Below are 16,307 nucleotides of genomic sequence, written 5' to 3'. Positions count from 1 at the left end.
GTTAAGTAGTTTTCTTCCTTAAATCCTCTTTTCAATAGCCCATTCCTGGCGATATTGAGTAAATCAAGACTGAATTTGCGAATTTTATTTTTTTCTTCAGCTGATAATGTTTTTTGGGAAAATTGGCGACGGAGGGCTGGGTAGTCTTTACCATAATGCTGAAAGAAGTCCGCTTGTTCTAAATAATCTTCAAGCTCTGCTATTGCTACCAATAGACCAAGCTGAAAAGCTATGGGCGCAAAGGTACTATCTAGTGGCTGTGTACAAACGCTACGGCTCTCAATCGTCGCACGCCTCGTTAAAGTGTTGTAATGGTAAGCACGGTGAGTTTCAAGGTTAGATAGACACGGCTGTAAATAACTTTTTGAGCTCGTGTGACCGACAGAATAAGCCTTTATTTCCTTTGAATCAATGTAGTTTTCTAACGATATTGGTGGGAAATAATAAACTTTTCCATCCCTATTAACAGTGAATAAAGATGTTTTTGTCAGATAATCCAATAATTCATCATCACTATGAAAATCATGCGGGAAAAGGCCAACATTTTCAGCAATACAACCGTGGAACGAGTGTTCCCAAAAAATATCACGAGCAATCGTCGTATCCCAGTCAGCACCATTAAAAACAGAATTAGAAAAGAGATAGGCTTTAGCAGCCTCTATTTTATTGAAAGCATTGAGAACACGCAGGTAATTGCTTGAAGTCACATCTAGTTGGACTTGGTTACTACAAATAAAGGCTCCGTAATCAGTAAAAGGGTGGTACCAATCAGTCGCGTCTTCGTTAGCTAAGGCTAAATAAGCCATCAACATCTGGTAGCGAGGTAACTTCACTGCAGAATTGTCATTTTTATCCCAGGCTGGATGAATCCCGACACCTTGGAGTTCATGGTCATGTTGTCCTAAAAACAACTGGACGGCTTTCAGATAATGTTGAAAACGGTCATCTATTTCTTGGATTGTTTTAGATTTCCCGAAGGCAAATTCGAGGATGTTGTAAGAGACTTCAAAAAGGATTCGGTCTTTTGTGCCTGGGTGATATAATTGTACAGGAGCACCGTCTGCATCATGTTGTTCAATCACCAGATGAAAGTGCTCCGCCAAGAAAATCATGAGGGCTTTACTGACCTCTATGTCAGTTTTCTGAGATAATCGATGGACAATGGGAAACTCCAGTTCAACACCGATATACAGGTCTCTTGTCTCCTTTAGAGGCGATAAATAAATATCTCTCAATGCCTTTTTTAACTTGTCCATTCACTTACCTCATCCATTGTTCAACTTACGAAATACAGCAGGGTAAACTTAGATGTTATTGATAAACTATCCTGACTACAACCCTTAATACCATTATAACATACAATACAAAAACGCCTGCTTACGAGAGATTTCTAAATTAATTAGAAGTCTCTCGTAAACAAGCGTAACTAATCAATGATGATGAGTGTTACCGCTGGGACAGACCCAGCGGCAGACCAGAGCTAGACTAAGAAAGCAAGCTTTCCATCATCATAACACTCAACAAAATTGATGAATTAAACTAATTCGACGATTGCCATCGGAGCTGCGTCACCACGACGTGGCTCAGTTTTCAAGATACGAGTGTAACCACCGTTGCGCTCAGCATAGCGTGGTGCAATTTCTGAGAACAATTTCTGCAAAGCAGTTGTTGCAACGTATTTGTCAGTTGCTTCATCGTAGTTTTCAGATGCGATTTCGTTGCGAACAAAAGCTGCTGCTTGACGACGAGCATGCAAGTCACCACGTTTACCAAGGGTAATCATTTTTTCAACGGTTTTACGGATTTCTTTAGCACGAGCTTCAGTTGTCACGATTGATTCATTGATCAAAAGATCAGTTGTCAAGTCGCGAAGCATTGCCTTACGTTGTGAGCTAGTGCGTCCTAATTTACGGTAAGCCATGTTTTCCTCCTTAAATTATTTATCGTTTTTTAATCCCAGACCTAAATCATGCAATTTTACTTTAACTTCTTCAAGGCTCTTACGTCCCAAGTTACGTACTTTCATCATTTCAGTCTCTGATTTTTCTGTCAAGTCATAGACGGTGTTAATTCCCGCGCGCTTGAGGCAGTTATATGAACGAACAGACAAGTCTAATTCTTCGATGGTTCGGTCAAGTACTTTTTCGTCTGACACCACCTCTGTTTCTTTGAGAACATCCATGTTGTTAGCAATGTCCGTCAAGTCAGTAAAGAGGTTGAGGTGGTTAATCAAAACATTTGCAGATAGACCTAAAGCATCTTCTGGAATAATCGTTCCATTCGTTTCAATATCAATCGTTAACTTATCAAATCCATCGTTGCTACCAACACGGGCAGGCTCAACTTGGTAATTGACTTTCTTAACGGGTGTATAAATGGCATCAATAGCCAAGGTTCCAACTGGTGCGTCACCTTTTTTATTATTCTCAGCTGGTACATAGCCACGATTAGTATTAACTTTAAGAACCGCTTTAAAGCTAGCACCCTCTGCAATAGTAAAGAGGTAATGAGTGGTGTTAATGATTTCGATATCGCTATCTGTCAAGATATCTCCTGCTGTAACTTCAGCGGGACCAACAATATCGAGTTCCATCGTTTTTTCCTCATCAACATGAGATTTAATGGCAAGACCTTTCAAGTTGAGGATGATCTGCATCACATCTTCACGAACACCTGGAACAGTATCAAATTCGTGGAGTACTCCATCAATCTTAATTGATGTCACTGCCGCACCTGGAAGGGAGGACAAAAGTACACGACGAAGAGAGTTTCCGAGAGTTGTGCCGTAGCCACGTTCAAGTGGTTCAATCACAAATTTACCGGAATTTTGGTTTTCATCAATTTTTGTTATTATTGGTTTTGCAAACTCAATCATTTAGTTACTCCCTCGAAACGAATTGTGTATAAAAAGCGATTATGACTTACACACGACGACGTTTCGGAGGACGAGCACCGTTATGCGGTACAGGAGTCACATCGCGGATTGCTGTTACTTCTAAGCCAGCAGCAGCAAGAGCACGAATAGCAGATTCACGACCTGAACCAGGACCTTTTACTGTTACTTCAACCGTGCGAAGTCCATGTTCTTGTGCAGCTTTTGCAGCAGCTTCAGAAGCCATTTGAGCCGCGAACGGTGTTGACTTACGAGAACCTTTGAAACCAAGGGCACCAGCTGAGGACCAAGCGATAGCGTTGCCGTGTACATCAGTAATCATAACAATAGTGTTGTTAAATGTCGCGTGAATGTGAGCAATACCTGATTCGATATTCTTTTTCACACGGCGTTTACGTGTTGGTTTAGCCAATTTATTTACCTCCTATTTTATTTTTTCTTACCAGGAATAGCAACTGCTTTACCCTTACGAGTACGCGCATTGTTCTTGGTATTTTGACCACGGACTGGAAGTCCACGGCGGTGACGGATACCACGGTATGAACCGATTTCCATCAAGCGTTTGATGTTGAGGTTAACTTCACGACGGAGGTCACCCTCTACTTTGATTGCGTCTACTTCACGACGGATAGCGTCTTCTTGATCAGGGGTCAAATCTTTCACTCGGATGTCTTCAGAGATACCTGCAGCAGCTAAGATTTTCTTAGCCGTTGGCACACCGATACCGTAGACATAAGTCAATGAAATCACTACGCGTTTGTCATTTGGAATATCAACTCCAGCAATACGAGCCATGTTTTCTCCTTTCTATAACTATTTTAGCCTTGACGTTGTTTGTGTTTAGGGTTTGTTGGACAAATCACCATAACACGACCATTACGACGAATAACTTTACAGTATTCGCAAATTGGTTTAACCGATGGTCTTACCTTCATGTTTTAATCCCTCCAATTATTTCGATTATTTAAAGCGGTATGTGATCCGTCCACGTGTTAAATCGTAGGGGCTAAGTTCCACAGTCACACGGTCACCGACAAGAATACGAATGTAGTTCTTGCGGATTTTTCCTGATACTGTCGCCAGAATTTTATGCCCATTCTCTAATTCAACAGTAAACATCGCATTAGGCATGGTTTCAACAACCTTACCTTCGATTTCAATCACATCTTCTTTTGCCACGCAAAAGTACCTCCTTAAATGTCGATTTGATGTCCCTTTTCTCAAAAGGGTAAATAATATAAGTCAGACTTATCAATTATATCACTGTTTATAGCGATTTGCAAGCCATATCTTCTGCTTATTTTAAGTTTCTAGGACTTTTACGATCGACGCAAACACATCATCGATGTCTTGATTGCCATCAATATCATGAACAAGATTTTTTGCACGATAATGTGCTAAAATCGGCTCTCCTTGAGCGATATTAACATCTAAGCGACGTTTGACCGTTTCTGGCTTGTCATCTTCGCGCTGGTAGTAATCGTCCTCGTTGTAGTCCCCAGCTGGTGGGTTGAATAGTTTGTGGAATGTGGCGCCCGTTTCTTTATGGATAATGCGCCCGCTGAGTCTCTCAACTAAGCTCTCTGGGGCAACATCAATGTTAACGACCCCATCCAAGCTTAAACCAAGCTCTGCCATGGCTTGATCAAGCGCTTTTGCCTGATCAAGTGTCCGAGGGTAGCCGTCCAAGAGAACGCCATGTTCCTTGATGTCCCCTTCTGCCAAACGCTCTTTGACAATACCGTTAGTTACTTCGTCTGGAACGAGGTCGCCTTTGTCAATGTAGCTTTTAGCTAACAGACCCAGTTCCGTTTTGTTTGCCATAGCCGCACGGAACATATCTCCTGTAGACACATGCTTAAGACCAAACGTGTCAACAATTTTAGCTGCTTGAGTGCCTTTTCCTGCACCAGGCAGACCCATGATTAAAAGGTTCATCTTGTCTCCTTTATTATTTTGTTTTCAGATGAATCTGCCTTTATTGACAAACTCATCTGAAAACAAAATAGAGAGCGGGACAAGAAGCAACTGCTTCTAGCAGCGCTATTGTCGTCCCGCTTCTATGCAAGTTTCACATTGTGACTGTCCAGTCTAACCCTAAACAATCTTTCATTTCTTGCACGATATTCTATTTTGAAATACCTCTTATTCAGCTGCGTTCATAAAACCAACGTAGCGCCGTTTGAGGAGATAGCCTTCCAACTGCTTCATCCCTTCAATTCCTGTTGAAATCAAGATCAGCAAACTCGTTCCCCCTAAGGCAATATTGGATGACAGACCGAAAATCTGTTGTGCCAAAATTGGACTGAGTGCTACAAAAGCAAGGAAAATCGCACCAATAGTTGCTAGTTTTTTCAACAAACTAGACATGTACTGTTCTGTCTCACGACCTGGACGTACGCCAATGATATAAGATGCACTCTTTTGCAGATTTTCAGCCGTCTTTTCAGGGTTCACCTGCACAAAGGTGTAGAAGAATGAAAAGACGACAATCAAGACAGCGTAGAGTGCCATACCAGTTGGCGACTGATAAGACAAGGCTTCACGTAGCTTGTCCATCCAAGGCACAATCTGGTTCCCTCTTTGAAAGAAAGGCAGGATAGTTGTTGGTAGGGTCGTAATTGAACTAGCAAAGATAACCGGGATGACACCAGCAGGGTTTACCTTAAGCGGCAAATAAGAGCTACTTGATGCCCCTTTTGTTAACTTGGTGTGCTGGATAGGAATCTTGTACTCGGCCTGTTGCACGAAAGTTGTAAAGAAAACAATCAACAAAGTCGCTAATGCAAAGGCACTAACATAAATGAGTGAGGTTTGAAGCTCATCTGATTTAACGTTGACAAAATAATCCTCATGGATCGTCCTAAAGGTGTTAGGAATAGATGAGATAATCCCTGAAAAGATAATCATGGACACCCCATTACCAAAACCTTTATCTGTGATTTGCTCCCCCAACCAAGTGACGACAACACTACCCGCTGTTAACAAGCTACCAATCATCACATAGGTTTGCCAGACGGGCTTGTCAATCAAGGCTACACTTGAAAGAGCATTAAAACCAGCAGTAATACCAATCGATTGAGCAAAGGCCACAAAGAGCGAAATGTAGCGAGTTGCTTGATTCAGCTTACGACGCCCTACTTCACCCTGTTTACCCCATTCTACAAACTTGGGAACGATGTCCATCTGTAAAAGCTGGACAACAATGGAAGCCGTAATGTATGGACTGACCCCCATCGAAAAGATAGAGAAATTCGTCAAGGCATTACCAGACACCAAGTTCAACATGTTCAGGAAGGGGAGATCTGCTAATTGCTCCAAGCTCTTGACATTGACACCTGGCACGGTGATGTGAGTTCCTACACGAAATACAAAGATGATAAAGAGTGTGAAGGCAATTTTCTTGCGAACATTCTTTAGCTTCAGGGCTTCAAAGAGTAATTTGAAAAACATAAGAAGTACCTCGCTTAGATAACTTCTACTGAACCACCTTTAGCAATGATTGCTGCTTCAGCAGATTTTGAGAATTTCGCTGCTTTCACAGTGAGTTTTTTGGTCAACTCGCCATTGCCGAGAATCTTAATACCTGATTTCTCAGCCTTAACGATGCCACGATCAATCAAGACAACTGGGGTTACTTCTGTGCCATCTTCAAAAACGTTAAGTACATCAAGGTTCACCAAGGCATACTCTTTTGCATTGATGTTGGTGAAACCACGTTTTGGCAAACGGCGGAACAATGGAGTCTGACCACCCTCGAAGCCTGGGCGAACGCCACCACCGCTACGAGCTTTTTGACCTTTTTGACCACGGCCAGAAGTTTTACCGCTACCTGATGAAGTACCACGACCAACGCGGTTGCGAATTTTACGAGAACCTTCTGCAGGTTTCAATTCATGAAGTTTCATTTATTTTTCTCCTTTTTTTAAATGCTAGCGCTTCTCATCTGTGAAGGATACGCAGACCAGAAACTCGCCGATAAAACGGACTTGAAGTCGCCAGAAATCCTAGCGACTGAGTCCTATATACATCGAGACGACTATTTTTATCAAAAATTGGTCGCCTCGCAAAGGGCATCGCCCTCAGGCTTTTTACTGATTAGATTTCTTCTACTGTCAACAAGTGAGAAATTGCAGTAATCATGCCACGGATAGCAGGGTTATCTTCTTTGACAACAGTGCTATGTAATTTGCCAAGTCCAAGAGCAACAGCTGTTTTACGTTGCTCAGGCTTGCGTCCGATTGGAGACTTGGTCAAGGTAATTTTAAGTTGAGCCATGATAATCTCCTTTCTTATGCTAAGTCAGACACTGAGATGCCACGAAGAGCAGCTACTTCTTCAGCACGCTTCAATTGTTTCAAACCTTCAACAGTCGCACGAACGATGTTGATTGGAGTGTTTGAACCAAGTGATTTAGACGTGATGTCCGCAATACCTGCCAATTCGACAACGGCACGTACAGCTCCACCTGCAGCAACTCCAGAACCTTCAGCAGCTGGTTTCAACAAGACACGAGCGCCTCCAAAATCAGAGTAAACTTCGTGAGGAATTGTTGTTCCAACCATTGGCACATCAATAAGGTTTTTCTTAGCGTCTTCAACAGCCTTACGAATTGCTTCTGGAACTTCTTGAGCTTTACCAGTACCAAAACCAACACGGCCGTTACGATCACCGACAACCACGAGAGCTGCAAAGCGAAGACGACGTCCACCTTTTACAGTTTTAGAGACACGGTTGACAGCAACCAAACGCTCTTCAAGTTCGGCTACGTTTTTTTCAAATGCCATTATTAAGTATCCTCCTATTTAGAATTTCAATCCGTTTTCACGGGCTGAATCAGCCAAAGCTTTCACACGTCCGTGGTAAAGGTATCCACCGCGGTCGAAGACCACTTCAGAAATACCTTTAGCAGCTGCACGTTCAGCAACGAGTTTACCAACAACAATGGCTTGTTCTGTTTTTGTTCCCTTAGAAACAGCTTTGTCAAGAGTTGATGCACTTGCGAGCGTTACACCCGCTACGTCATCAATTACTTGAGCGTAGATGCCTGTATTAGAACGGAAAACGTTCAAACGTGGGCGTTCTGCAGTTCCAGAGAGTTTTCCGCGAACGCGACGGTGGCGTTTTTGGCGGATTTTATTTTTATCTGGTTTAGAAATCACAATTTTCACCTCTTACATTTTTTGTGCCCTAGGGCATGTTTAATAGACATAGCCGAGCGATTTAGTCAAGAAGACTGACCACTCGATTAGGCTATTATTTACCAGTTTTACCTTCTTTAAGACGAACGTATTCACCAACGTAGCGGATACCTTTACCTTTGTAAGGTTCTGGCGCACGCAAGCTACGCACATAAGCTGCTGTTTGACCAACAACTTCTTTGTTAATCCCTTCAACAGAGATTGAGGTAGGGTTCGCAACAGTGAAAGTAATACCAGCTGGTGCTTCAACTTCGTCTTGGTGAGATTTACCAAGTGAAAGAACCAATTTAGTTCCTTGCAGTTGTGCACGGTAACCAACCCCTTTGAGTTCAAGATCTTTTTTGAAACCTTCAGATACACCAACAACCATGTTGTTAAGGTTGGCACGGCTAGTACCGTGGATAGTTTTCATTTCTTTTGAATCATTTGGACGGTGCAGGCTCACTTCGTTACCTTCAACACGAATCTCGATATTTGTGTTGAACTCACGAGTCAATTCACCTTTAGGTCCTTTAACAGTTACTAAGCCAGCATTTTGTGAGATTTCTACACCAGCAGGCAAAGTAATGATTTTTTTACCAATACGTGACATATTCTTTTATTCTCCTGTTAGATTATCAAGCCGCTCAACGCGACTAGTTTTCACGGGGGTGGATTAGAGTAAACCTAGCTTCTCTCTAAAAGCTTTGACAAACTCCTGATATTCTGTCAATACATCAATAGCAGCAGGACTATAGCCAATTTCACCTAAAAGAGACACGAGATCATCTTTTGATAATTCAGCCAAGGCGTCTTCTGCAACAACCAATTTTTCATTCAATTCAGTCGCTGTCATACTTTTCTTCAAAACCAATTTCCTCTCTATTTAGCTGACCTGTTAATCAGCTAAACTGAACACAAGCCACTACCTGTGCAAAAGTGATAAACTCTCCTAGAAACCAAGGTTTCTGCGTCAAGTTTCCTATTTTTGCTTTGGTAGCTTTATGCTCTTTGTATCTTGATTTTACCAAACGTAGGCAATCACTTCTCCACCAACGTTCTTTTGACGAGCTTCTTTATCTGTCAAGAGACCTTCTGAGGTAGAGATGATAACGATACCGAGTCCATTAAGGACACGTGGAATGTCGTCACGTTTTGAGTAAACGCGCAGACCTGGTTTTGAGATACGTTTCAAGTTTGTGATAACGCGCTCACCGTTAGCACCGTACTTCAAGAAGACACGGATGATGCCTTGCTTATCGTCTTCGATGATTTCGATGTTTTTCACAAAACCTTCGCGTTTCAGGATTTCAGCAATCCCCTTTTTGATGTTTGATGCAGGCACTTCAAGCACATCGTGCTTAGCCATGTTGGCATTACGAATGCGAGTTAAAAAGTCTGCAATAGGGTCAGTCATAACCATTTTATTTTTCTCCTCTTACTAGTAGTTTGCAAGACGCACTTGCTAGTTAATGATGCCCGATTGGGCAGGGGGTTAAATGCAGCTAGTGCTGTATTTAACTCAAGCAACAACCGATTTTTTTGTGGTTGTTTAACGCTCTCACATCATGTGATTACCAAGACGCTTTAGTGACACCTGGAATCTGACCTTTATGTGCCAATTCACGGAATGCGATACGGCTCAAGCCAAATTTGCCCATATAAGCATGCGGACGACCTGTCTCACGGCAACGATTGTGAAGACGAGTTGGAGATGCATTACGAGGTAATTTAGCTAAACCTTCATAATCACCAGCAGCTTTCAACGCAGCACGTTTTTCAGCATAGCGATCAACAATCTTTTGACGTTTTGCTTCACGAGCAACCATAGATTTCTTTGCCATTATTTTTACCTCCTATATTATTTAGCGAAAGGCATACCAAGGCCTTTTAGCAATGCACGTCCTTCTTCGTCAGTGTTTGCTGTTGTAACGATAACGATGTCCATACCACGAACTTTATCAACATCGTCAAAGCTAATTTCTGGGAAGATTAACTGCTCTTTGACACCAAGTGTGTAGTTACCACGTCCGTCAAATGATTTGGTTGGAACACCGTGGAAGTCACGAACACGCGGAAGCGAAACAGTTACCAACTTGTCCAAAAATTCGTACATGCGTTCACCACGAAGGGTAACTTTTGCACCGATGGCTACGCCCTCACGAAGACGGAAGCCGGCGATTGATTTTTTAGCTTTGGTGATCAGTGGCTTCTGACCTGAAATAAGTGCCAACTCAGCAGCAGCTTTCTCAAGGTTTTTAGCGTTAGAAGTCGCATCACCCACACCCATGTTAAGAACGATTTTCTCGATCTTTGGCACTGCCATGATAGATGGGTAGCTAAATTGTTCTGTCAAAGCAGGAACAACTTCTTTAAGGTATTTTTCTTTTAAACGATTTGCCATGTTACTTCTCCTTTCCTTCGTGATTAGTCAAGCAGCTCGCCTGATTTCTTGTTGTAACGAACTTTTTTGCCGTCAACAAACTTGTAACCAACACGACCAGCTACGCCGTTTTTGTCCAAGACTTGAACGTTTGAAACATGGATAGCTGCTTCTTTTTCAACAACGCCACCTTGAGGGAGGTCGTTGTTTGGTTTTTGGTGTTTTTTAACAAGGGCTACGCCTTCAACGATAACCTTGTTAACTTTTGGAAGTGCGCGAAGAACAACGGCTTCTTTGCCTTTGTCTTTACCAGCGATTACGCGAACTTTGTCGCCTTTTTTTACAAACATGTTTTTCTCCTATATTTTCTTACGCCCTAACGGGCACCCTGCGACTAGCGCAGGGGACTACGTTTGTTTGAAATTAAAGTACTTCTGGTGCCAATGACACAATCTTCATGAAGCCACCTTCACGCAATTCACGTGCAACTGGTCCGAAGATACGAGTACCACGAGGGTTTTTGTCCTCACGGATGATAACGGCAGCATTGTCGTCAAACTTGATGTATGAACCATCTGGACGACGGGCACCCGTTTTTGTACGTACGATAACAGCTTTGACAACGTCACCTTTTTTAACAGCGCCACCAGGAGTAGCTTGTTTTACTGAAGCAACGATAACGTCACCGATGTTAGCGAATTTACGACCTGAACCACCAAGAACTTTGATAGTCAAGATTTCGCGAGCGCCGCTGTTGTCTGCAACTCTCAGACGAGATTCCTGTTGAATCATTCCAATGTTCTCCTTTCAGGCTTAGATAATGACAGCTTCTTCAACAACTTCTACAAGGCGGAAGCGTTTTGTAGCTGACAAGGGACGAGTTTCCATGATACGAACGATGTCGCCTTCTTTAGCAACATTGTTTTCGTCATGGGCTTTGTATTTTTTAGAATAGTTGATACGTTTACCATAAACTGGGTGGTTACGTTTGGTTTCAACTACAACAGTGATGGTTTTATCCATTTTGTCAGACACGACACGTCCAACAAGAACTTTACGGTTATTGCGTTCCATTGACATACTCCTTCCCAATTTATTAGTTCAACTCAGATTGCACCGTTTTGATACGGGCAATTTGTTTTTTGACTTCTTTCAAACGAGCTGTTTTCTCTAATTGACCAGCTGCTGCTTGGAAACGAAGGTCAAATAATTCTTTTTTGAGTTCGTTTTCTTTTTTAGCAAGCTCTTCTTGAGAAAGACCACGAAGCTCTTTGACAAATTCTTGAATTTCTTTAAGTTTCATTGCCTTCTCCTTATTCTGCGTCGCGCTTGATAAATTTCACTTTAACTGGTAATTTGTGACCAGCAAGACGGAAAGCTTCGCGAGCGATTTCTTCAGAAACACCTGCGACTTCAAACATCACTTTGCCACGTTTCACGGGCGCTACCCAACCTGCAGGTGCACCTTTACCAGAACCCATCCGCACACCGATTGCTTTTTCAGTGTATGATTTGTGAGGGAAGATTTTGATCCAAACCTTACCACCACGTTTCATGTAACGGGTCATCGCAATACGAGCAGCTTCGATTTGGCGGTTGGTGATCCATGAGCTAGTTGTTGCTTGAAGACCAAATTCACCAAAGTCAACTTGTTTACCGCCTTTAGCTTCGCCGCGCATTTTTCCGCGGAACTCACGACGGTGTTTGACACGTTTAGGTACTAACATGTGTTATTTACCTCCCTTAGTGTTTTTGCGAGCTGGCAAGACTTCACCACGGTAAATCCAAACTTTAACGCCTAGTTTTCCGTAAGTGGTGTCAGCTTCTTCCCAAGCATAATCGATGTCTGCACGAAGGGTGTGAAGCGGAACAGTTCCTTCAGAGTAACCTTCGCTACGGGCAATATCAGCACCGTTCAAACGACCTGAAACCTGAGTTTTAATTCCTTTTGCACCGGCACGCATCGTCCGTTGGATAGCTTGTTTTTGAGCACGACGGAAAGCCACACGTTGCTCAAGTTGCTTAGCAATGTTAAGACCAACCAAGTGAGCATCAAGATCAGGTTGTTTGATCTCAATGATGTTGATGTGAACTTGTTTGCCAGTCAATTTGTTCAATTCAGCACGCAGAGCGTCAACGTTGCTACCAGACTTACCGATAACCATACCTGGTTTAGCAGTGTGGATAGACACGATAACTTTGTTCACTGCACGCTCAATTTCGATTGTTGAAATTGATGCTTCAGCAAGCTCTTTGTTGATGAATTTACGGATTGCAAGATCCTCGTGGAGGTAATCTGCGTATTCTTTATCAGCGTACCATTTGGCATCCCAGTCACGGATGATACCAACACGCATACCAATTGGATGTACTTTTTGACCCACGTTCTTACCTCCTTATTTTTCTGACACAACCACTGTGATATGGGTTGTGCGTTTGTTGATTGGTGAAGCTGAACCTTTGGCACGTGGACGGAAACGTTTCATTGTTGGTCCTTCGTTTGCAAATGTTTCAGAAATCACCAAGTTAGCTTTCTCTAAACCGAAGTTGTTCTCAGCGTTAGCGATAGCTGAGTTCAAGACTTTCAGGATGATACCAGCTGCTTTGTTTGGTGTGAATGTCAAGATAGCGATGGCATCCGCAACATGTTTGCCACGGATAAGGTCAAGAACAAGACGTGTTTTACGAGGTGAAACACGGACTGTACGAGCCATTGCTTTAGCTGAAGTAATTTCTGCCATTGTCTCCTCCTCCTATTATTTACGACGTGTTTTCTTGTCGTCTGCCGCGTGACCTTTGTAGGTACGAGTTGGTGCAAATTCACCAAGTTTGTGACCTACCATGTCCTCTTGGATGTATACAGGCACGTGTTTACGACCATCATATACAGCGATTGTGTAGCCGATAAAGCTTGGGAAAATCGTTGAACGACGTGACCAAGTTTTGATAACTTTTTTCTTCTCGTCGTTAGCTTGAGCTTCAACTTTTTTCATCAAATGCTCATCGACGAAAGGTCCTTTTTTAAGACTGCGTCCCATTTTGTAATGTTCTCCTTTAAAATATGTACCACAGCGGCCTGGGAACTGGGCAGAGTCACAAGACCATGTTCAATGTCCAGACGATGCGCAGTTGATTGGAAATTTCGACGTAGCGAAGCTACTAGAAACTGCAATCAACTACTGCGCCAAACTGGCATTTCAATCAAACGATAATCTTGGAACTTCAAGTCCAGTAGAAACCCTACCGAGCTGGCGGAAGTCCTGAGGTTGAGTTGTTCTTGTTGCTTTTTGGATAACCAATCAGTCTTTTCAAGCTCAACCCACAGCTAGATAACGGAATTAACTCTTAGCTTATTTTTCGTTGCGACGACGAACAATCAACTTGTTAGAACGTGCTTTTTTGTTACGAGTTTTAAGACCAAGAGCTGGTTTACCCCAAGGGGTAGATGGCGCTTTTCGACCAACCGGTGCTTTACCTTCACCACCACCGTGTGGGTGATCGTTAGGGTTCATAACAGAACCACGAACAGTTGGGCGGATGCCTTTCCAACGGTTACGACCTGCTTTACCGATGTTAACGAGTGAATGTTCACCGTTACCAACTGTACCAATAGTCGCACGGCAAGTTGACAAGATCATGCGCACTTCGCCTGATTGCAAGCGAACAAGGGTGTACTTACCTTCGTGACCCAATACTTGCGCAGAAGTACCAGCGGCACGAACTAATTCACCACCGCGACCTGGCTTCAACTCAATGTTGTGAATCACTGTACCAACTGGGATGTTAGCAAGCGGCAACGCGTTACCTGTTTTAATGTCCGCTTCGGGACCAGAAACGATGCGTTGACCTACTTCCAAGCCTTTTGGCGCAATGATGTAAGCTTTAATCCCGTCTGTGTAATGAACCAAAGCGATGTTTGCAGAACGGTTTGGATCATACTCGATGGTCTTAACAATTGCTTCAACATTGTCTTTGTTACGTTTGAAGTCAATCAAACGGTAGTGGCGCTTGTGTCCTCCACCGTGGTGGCGAACTGTGATGCGGCCAGCGTTGTTACGGCCTGCTGTTTTCTTCAGTGAAACAAGCAAGCTTTTCTCTGGTTTGTTTGTTGTGATGTCAGCGAAATCCAAAGAAGTCATGTTACGACGGCCATTTGTCGTTGGTTTATAAATTTTAATACCCACGTGATTTCCTCCTTAGATTATTCCGCTTCAGCAGCGAACAACTCGATCGCTTTTGAGTCAGCTGTCAACGTCACAATTGCTTTTTTCGTTTTGCTAGTGAACCCTGCGTAACGACCAACGCGTTTCGCTTTTGGTTTCACGTTAACTGTGTTGATAGTTGCTACTTTAACACCGTCAAAAGCAGCTTCAATCGCTTGTTTGATCAACAATTTGTGAGCGCGAGTGTCAACTTCAAAGGTGTATTTACCTGCTTCAAGAGCAACCATAGACTTCTCAGTAATCACTGGCTTTTTGATAACGTCATACAAATTCATTAGGCAAGAACCTCCTCGATGGTAGAGATTGCTTCTTTAGTAACAAGAAGTTTGTCTGCGTTAACGATGTCAAGCACGCTTGCTGTTTTAGCTGTTGCCACTTTAACACCTGGGATGTTACGAGCTGACAATTCAGCGAATTTGTTACCTTCTTCAAGGATAACAAGCACTTTTGAATCGATAGCAAGAGCTGCAAGCACGTTTGCAAATTCAGCAGTTTTTGGAGCTGCGAATGAAAGGCTATCTACAGCTACAAATTTCTCTTCAGCCACTTTAGCTGAGTAAACTGATTTCAAAGCAAGGCGACGCATTTTTTGCGGCAATTTATAGCCGTATGAACGTGGAGTTGGTCCGAAAACCACACCACCGCCACGCCATTGTGGTGAGCGGATTGAACCTTGACGGGCACGTCCAGTTCCTTTTTGGCGCCATGGTTTGCGACCACCGCCTGATACGGCTGCACGGTTTTTAACCGCGTGTGTACCTTGGCGAAGGCTAGCACGTTGGCTGATAATCACATCAAAGACAACTGATTCATTTGGCTCGATGCCGAACACCGCTGGGTTAAGCTCGATGGAGCTCAACTCTTTACCAGTTTGGTCGAATAATTTTACATTTGCCATGTTAACTGATTTCCCCTTTCCTTATTATTTAGCAGCTTTGACTGCTGATTTAACGATGATAAGAGATTTCTTAGCACCTGGAACGTTACCTTTAATCAAAAGAACGTTTTTCTCTGGAATAACTTGTACGATTTCAAGGTTTTGAATCGTCACACGGTTGCCACCCATACGGCCTGCAAGGTTTTTACCTTTGAAGACACGGTTAGGCGCTACAGGACCCATTGATCCTGGACGACGGTGGTAACGAGAACCGTGAGCCATTGGACCACGAGATTGACCGTGGCGTTTGATGACGCCTTGGAAACCTTTACCTTTAGATGTACCAGTAACATCTACAACATCTCCGGCAGCAAATTGCTCAACGGTGATTTCTTGACCAACTTCCAAGCCTTCAATGTTTTTGAATTCACGAATGAAGCGCTTAGGAGTCGTGTTTGCTTTTGCAGCGTGACCTTTGGCAGGTTTGTTGCTCAATACTTCGCGTTTGTCATCAAAACCAACTTGGACAGCTTCGTAACCGTCTGTCTCAAGAGTTTTCACTTGAAGCACCACGTTTGGTGCTGCTTCGATGACAGTAACAGGGATAAATTCACCAGTTTCAGTGAAGATTTGAGTCATTCCCACTTTTTTCCCTAAGATTCCTTTTGTCATGAGAACATGTTTCCTTTTCAGATTTTATTAAAAAGTTTTTAATGAGCGTTTTTCATGCTCAAAAAAGTTTTTTAGGAGC

30 protein-coding genes are annotated in these 16,307 nt (G+C 43.0%); all 30 read right to left on the bottom strand.

The window, feature by feature from the left end; all coding sequences use genetic code 11:
• A partial coding sequence (locus tag ACERC5_RS03565) for a gamma-glutamylcysteine synthetase (protein WP_373660165.1) occupies positions 1–1,256 on the bottom strand: 1,256 nt, incomplete at its 3' end.
• A 278-nt stretch (positions 1,257–1,534) separates the two neighbouring features.
• The gene (gene rplQ, locus ACERC5_RS03560; RefSeq protein WP_373658540.1) at positions 1,535–1,921 is read right to left on the bottom strand and encodes a 50S ribosomal protein L17; all 387 of its coding nucleotides are present in this window, start codon (positions 1,919–1,921) and stop codon (positions 1,535–1,537) included.
• A gap of 15 nt (positions 1,922–1,936) precedes the next feature.
• Positions 1,937–2,875, bottom strand: coding sequence for a DNA-directed RNA polymerase subunit alpha (locus ACERC5_RS03555; protein WP_373658539.1), 939 nt, complete (start codon positions 2,873–2,875; stop codon positions 1,937–1,939).
• Between the two features lie 46 nt (positions 2,876–2,921).
• Complete coding sequence (gene rpsK / locus ACERC5_RS03550) at positions 2,922–3,305, bottom strand: 30S ribosomal protein S11 (RefSeq protein ID WP_018368217.1); 384 nt, start codon at positions 3,303–3,305, stop codon at positions 2,922–2,924.
• Positions 3,306–3,322: 17 nt separating this feature from the next.
• Positions 3,323–3,688, bottom strand: a complete 366-nt coding sequence (gene rpsM, locus ACERC5_RS03545) for a 30S ribosomal protein S13 (protein ID WP_018368216.1) — start codon at positions 3,686–3,688, stop codon at positions 3,323–3,325.
• Between the two features lie 23 nt (positions 3,689–3,711).
• Complete coding sequence (rpmJ, locus tag ACERC5_RS03540) at positions 3,712–3,828, bottom strand: 50S ribosomal protein L36 (RefSeq protein WP_000868345.1); 117 nt, start codon at positions 3,826–3,828, stop codon at positions 3,712–3,714.
• Positions 3,829–3,853: 25 nt separating this feature from the next.
• A complete protein-coding gene (gene infA / locus ACERC5_RS03535; protein ID WP_018368215.1) occupies positions 3,854–4,072 on the bottom strand; it encodes a translation initiation factor IF-1 in 219 nt (72 codons plus the stop codon).
• A 123-nt stretch (positions 4,073–4,195) separates the two neighbouring features.
• The gene (locus tag ACERC5_RS03530) at positions 4,196–4,831 is read right to left on the bottom strand and encodes an adenylate kinase (RefSeq protein ID WP_373658534.1); all 636 of its coding nucleotides are present in this window, start codon (positions 4,829–4,831) and stop codon (positions 4,196–4,198) included.
• 207 nt (positions 4,832–5,038) lie between these two features.
• Complete coding sequence (secY, locus tag ACERC5_RS03525; RefSeq protein WP_018368213.1) at positions 5,039–6,346, bottom strand: preprotein translocase subunit SecY; 1,308 nt, start codon at positions 6,344–6,346, stop codon at positions 5,039–5,041.
• Between the two features lie 14 nt (positions 6,347–6,360).
• Positions 6,361–6,801: a 50S ribosomal protein L15 gene (gene rplO, locus ACERC5_RS03520; protein WP_373660164.1), complete on the bottom strand. Its 441-nt coding sequence runs from the start codon at positions 6,799–6,801 to the stop codon at positions 6,361–6,363.
• Between the two features lie 190 nt (positions 6,802–6,991).
• On the bottom strand, positions 6,992–7,171 hold the full coding sequence (gene rpmD, locus ACERC5_RS03515; protein WP_373660163.1) for a 50S ribosomal protein L30: 180 nt from the start codon (positions 7,169–7,171) through the stop codon (positions 6,992–6,994).
• A 14-nt stretch (positions 7,172–7,185) separates the two neighbouring features.
• A complete protein-coding gene (gene rpsE, locus ACERC5_RS03510; protein WP_018368210.1) occupies positions 7,186–7,680 on the bottom strand; it encodes a 30S ribosomal protein S5 in 495 nt (164 codons plus the stop codon).
• Between the two features lie 18 nt (positions 7,681–7,698).
• Positions 7,699–8,055, bottom strand: a complete 357-nt coding sequence (gene rplR, locus ACERC5_RS03505) for a 50S ribosomal protein L18 (RefSeq protein ID WP_026216602.1) — start codon at positions 8,053–8,055, stop codon at positions 7,699–7,701.
• Positions 8,056–8,149: 94 nt separating this feature from the next.
• On the bottom strand, positions 8,150–8,686 hold the full coding sequence (gene rplF / locus ACERC5_RS03500) for a 50S ribosomal protein L6 (RefSeq protein WP_373660162.1): 537 nt from the start codon (positions 8,684–8,686) through the stop codon (positions 8,150–8,152).
• Between the two features lie 63 nt (positions 8,687–8,749).
• The gene (locus ACERC5_RS03495) at positions 8,750–8,941 is read right to left on the bottom strand and encodes a hypothetical protein (protein WP_373658529.1); all 192 of its coding nucleotides are present in this window, start codon (positions 8,939–8,941) and stop codon (positions 8,750–8,752) included.
• 156 nt (positions 8,942–9,097) lie between these two features.
• Entirely contained in the window at positions 9,098–9,496 is a 399-nt protein-coding gene (gene rpsH / locus ACERC5_RS03490; RefSeq protein WP_373658527.1) for a 30S ribosomal protein S8, read from the bottom strand.
• Positions 9,497–9,647: 151 nt separating this feature from the next.
• Positions 9,648–9,917: a 30S ribosomal protein S14 gene (gene rpsN / locus ACERC5_RS03485; RefSeq protein ID WP_018368205.1), complete on the bottom strand. Its 270-nt coding sequence runs from the start codon at positions 9,915–9,917 to the stop codon at positions 9,648–9,650.
• Positions 9,918–9,934: 17 nt separating this feature from the next.
• A complete protein-coding gene (rplE, locus tag ACERC5_RS03480; RefSeq protein WP_018368204.1) occupies positions 9,935–10,477 on the bottom strand; it encodes a 50S ribosomal protein L5 in 543 nt (180 codons plus the stop codon).
• 23 nt (positions 10,478–10,500) lie between these two features.
• Complete coding sequence (gene rplX / locus ACERC5_RS03475) at positions 10,501–10,806, bottom strand: 50S ribosomal protein L24 (protein WP_373660161.1); 306 nt, start codon at positions 10,804–10,806, stop codon at positions 10,501–10,503.
• Positions 10,807–10,879: 73 nt separating this feature from the next.
• Complete coding sequence (rplN, locus tag ACERC5_RS03470) at positions 10,880–11,248, bottom strand: 50S ribosomal protein L14 (protein WP_018368202.1); 369 nt, start codon at positions 11,246–11,248, stop codon at positions 10,880–10,882.
• Between the two features lie 21 nt (positions 11,249–11,269).
• On the bottom strand, positions 11,270–11,530 hold the full coding sequence (rpsQ, locus tag ACERC5_RS03465) for a 30S ribosomal protein S17 (protein ID WP_000440801.1): 261 nt from the start codon (positions 11,528–11,530) through the stop codon (positions 11,270–11,272).
• A gap of 22 nt (positions 11,531–11,552) precedes the next feature.
• Positions 11,553–11,759 (bottom strand): 50S ribosomal protein L29, encoded by a 207-nt coding sequence (gene rpmC, locus ACERC5_RS03460; protein ID WP_018368201.1) that lies wholly within the window; start codon positions 11,757–11,759, stop codon positions 11,553–11,555.
• A gap of 10 nt (positions 11,760–11,769) precedes the next feature.
• Positions 11,770–12,183 carry a 50S ribosomal protein L16 gene (gene rplP, locus ACERC5_RS03455; protein ID WP_018368200.1) on the bottom strand — a complete coding sequence of 138 codons (414 nt, stop codon included), beginning with the start codon at positions 12,181–12,183 and terminating at the stop codon, positions 11,770–11,772.
• Positions 12,184–12,186: 3 nt separating this feature from the next.
• Positions 12,187–12,840 (bottom strand): 30S ribosomal protein S3, encoded by a 654-nt coding sequence (gene rpsC, locus ACERC5_RS03450; RefSeq protein ID WP_018368199.1) that lies wholly within the window; start codon positions 12,838–12,840, stop codon positions 12,187–12,189.
• 12 nt (positions 12,841–12,852) lie between these two features.
• The gene (gene rplV, locus ACERC5_RS03445; protein ID WP_018368198.1) at positions 12,853–13,197 is read right to left on the bottom strand and encodes a 50S ribosomal protein L22; all 345 of its coding nucleotides are present in this window, start codon (positions 13,195–13,197) and stop codon (positions 12,853–12,855) included.
• Positions 13,198–13,212: 15 nt separating this feature from the next.
• Positions 13,213–13,494 carry a 30S ribosomal protein S19 gene (gene rpsS / locus ACERC5_RS03440; protein WP_000533766.1) on the bottom strand — a complete coding sequence of 94 codons (282 nt, stop codon included), beginning with the start codon at positions 13,492–13,494 and terminating at the stop codon, positions 13,213–13,215.
• 312 nt (positions 13,495–13,806) lie between these two features.
• Positions 13,807–14,640 carry a 50S ribosomal protein L2 gene (gene rplB, locus ACERC5_RS03435; RefSeq protein WP_373658522.1) on the bottom strand — a complete coding sequence of 278 codons (834 nt, stop codon included), beginning with the start codon at positions 14,638–14,640 and terminating at the stop codon, positions 13,807–13,809.
• A 17-nt stretch (positions 14,641–14,657) separates the two neighbouring features.
• A complete protein-coding gene (locus ACERC5_RS03430; protein WP_018368196.1) occupies positions 14,658–14,954 on the bottom strand; it encodes a 50S ribosomal protein L23 in 297 nt (98 codons plus the stop codon).
• On the bottom strand, positions 14,954–15,577 hold the full coding sequence (gene rplD / locus ACERC5_RS03425; RefSeq protein WP_018368195.1) for a 50S ribosomal protein L4: 624 nt from the start codon (positions 15,575–15,577) through the stop codon (positions 14,954–14,956). The genes ACERC5_RS03430 and rplD overlap by 1 nt, the downstream gene beginning before the upstream one ends.
• A 24-nt stretch (positions 15,578–15,601) precedes the next feature.
• Positions 15,602–16,228, bottom strand: a complete 627-nt coding sequence (rplC, locus tag ACERC5_RS03420; RefSeq protein ID WP_373658521.1) for a 50S ribosomal protein L3 — start codon at positions 16,226–16,228, stop codon at positions 15,602–15,604.
• Positions 16,229–16,307: the final 79 nt, after the last annotated feature.

The organism is Streptococcus sp. E24BD (assembly GCF_041807825.1).
Classification (GTDB): Bacteria; Bacillota; Bacilli; order Lactobacillales; family Streptococcaceae; genus Streptococcus; species Streptococcus entericus.
The sequence above is the reverse complement of the archived record's forward strand: the minus strand, read 5'-3'. Positions and strand labels throughout refer to the sequence as shown.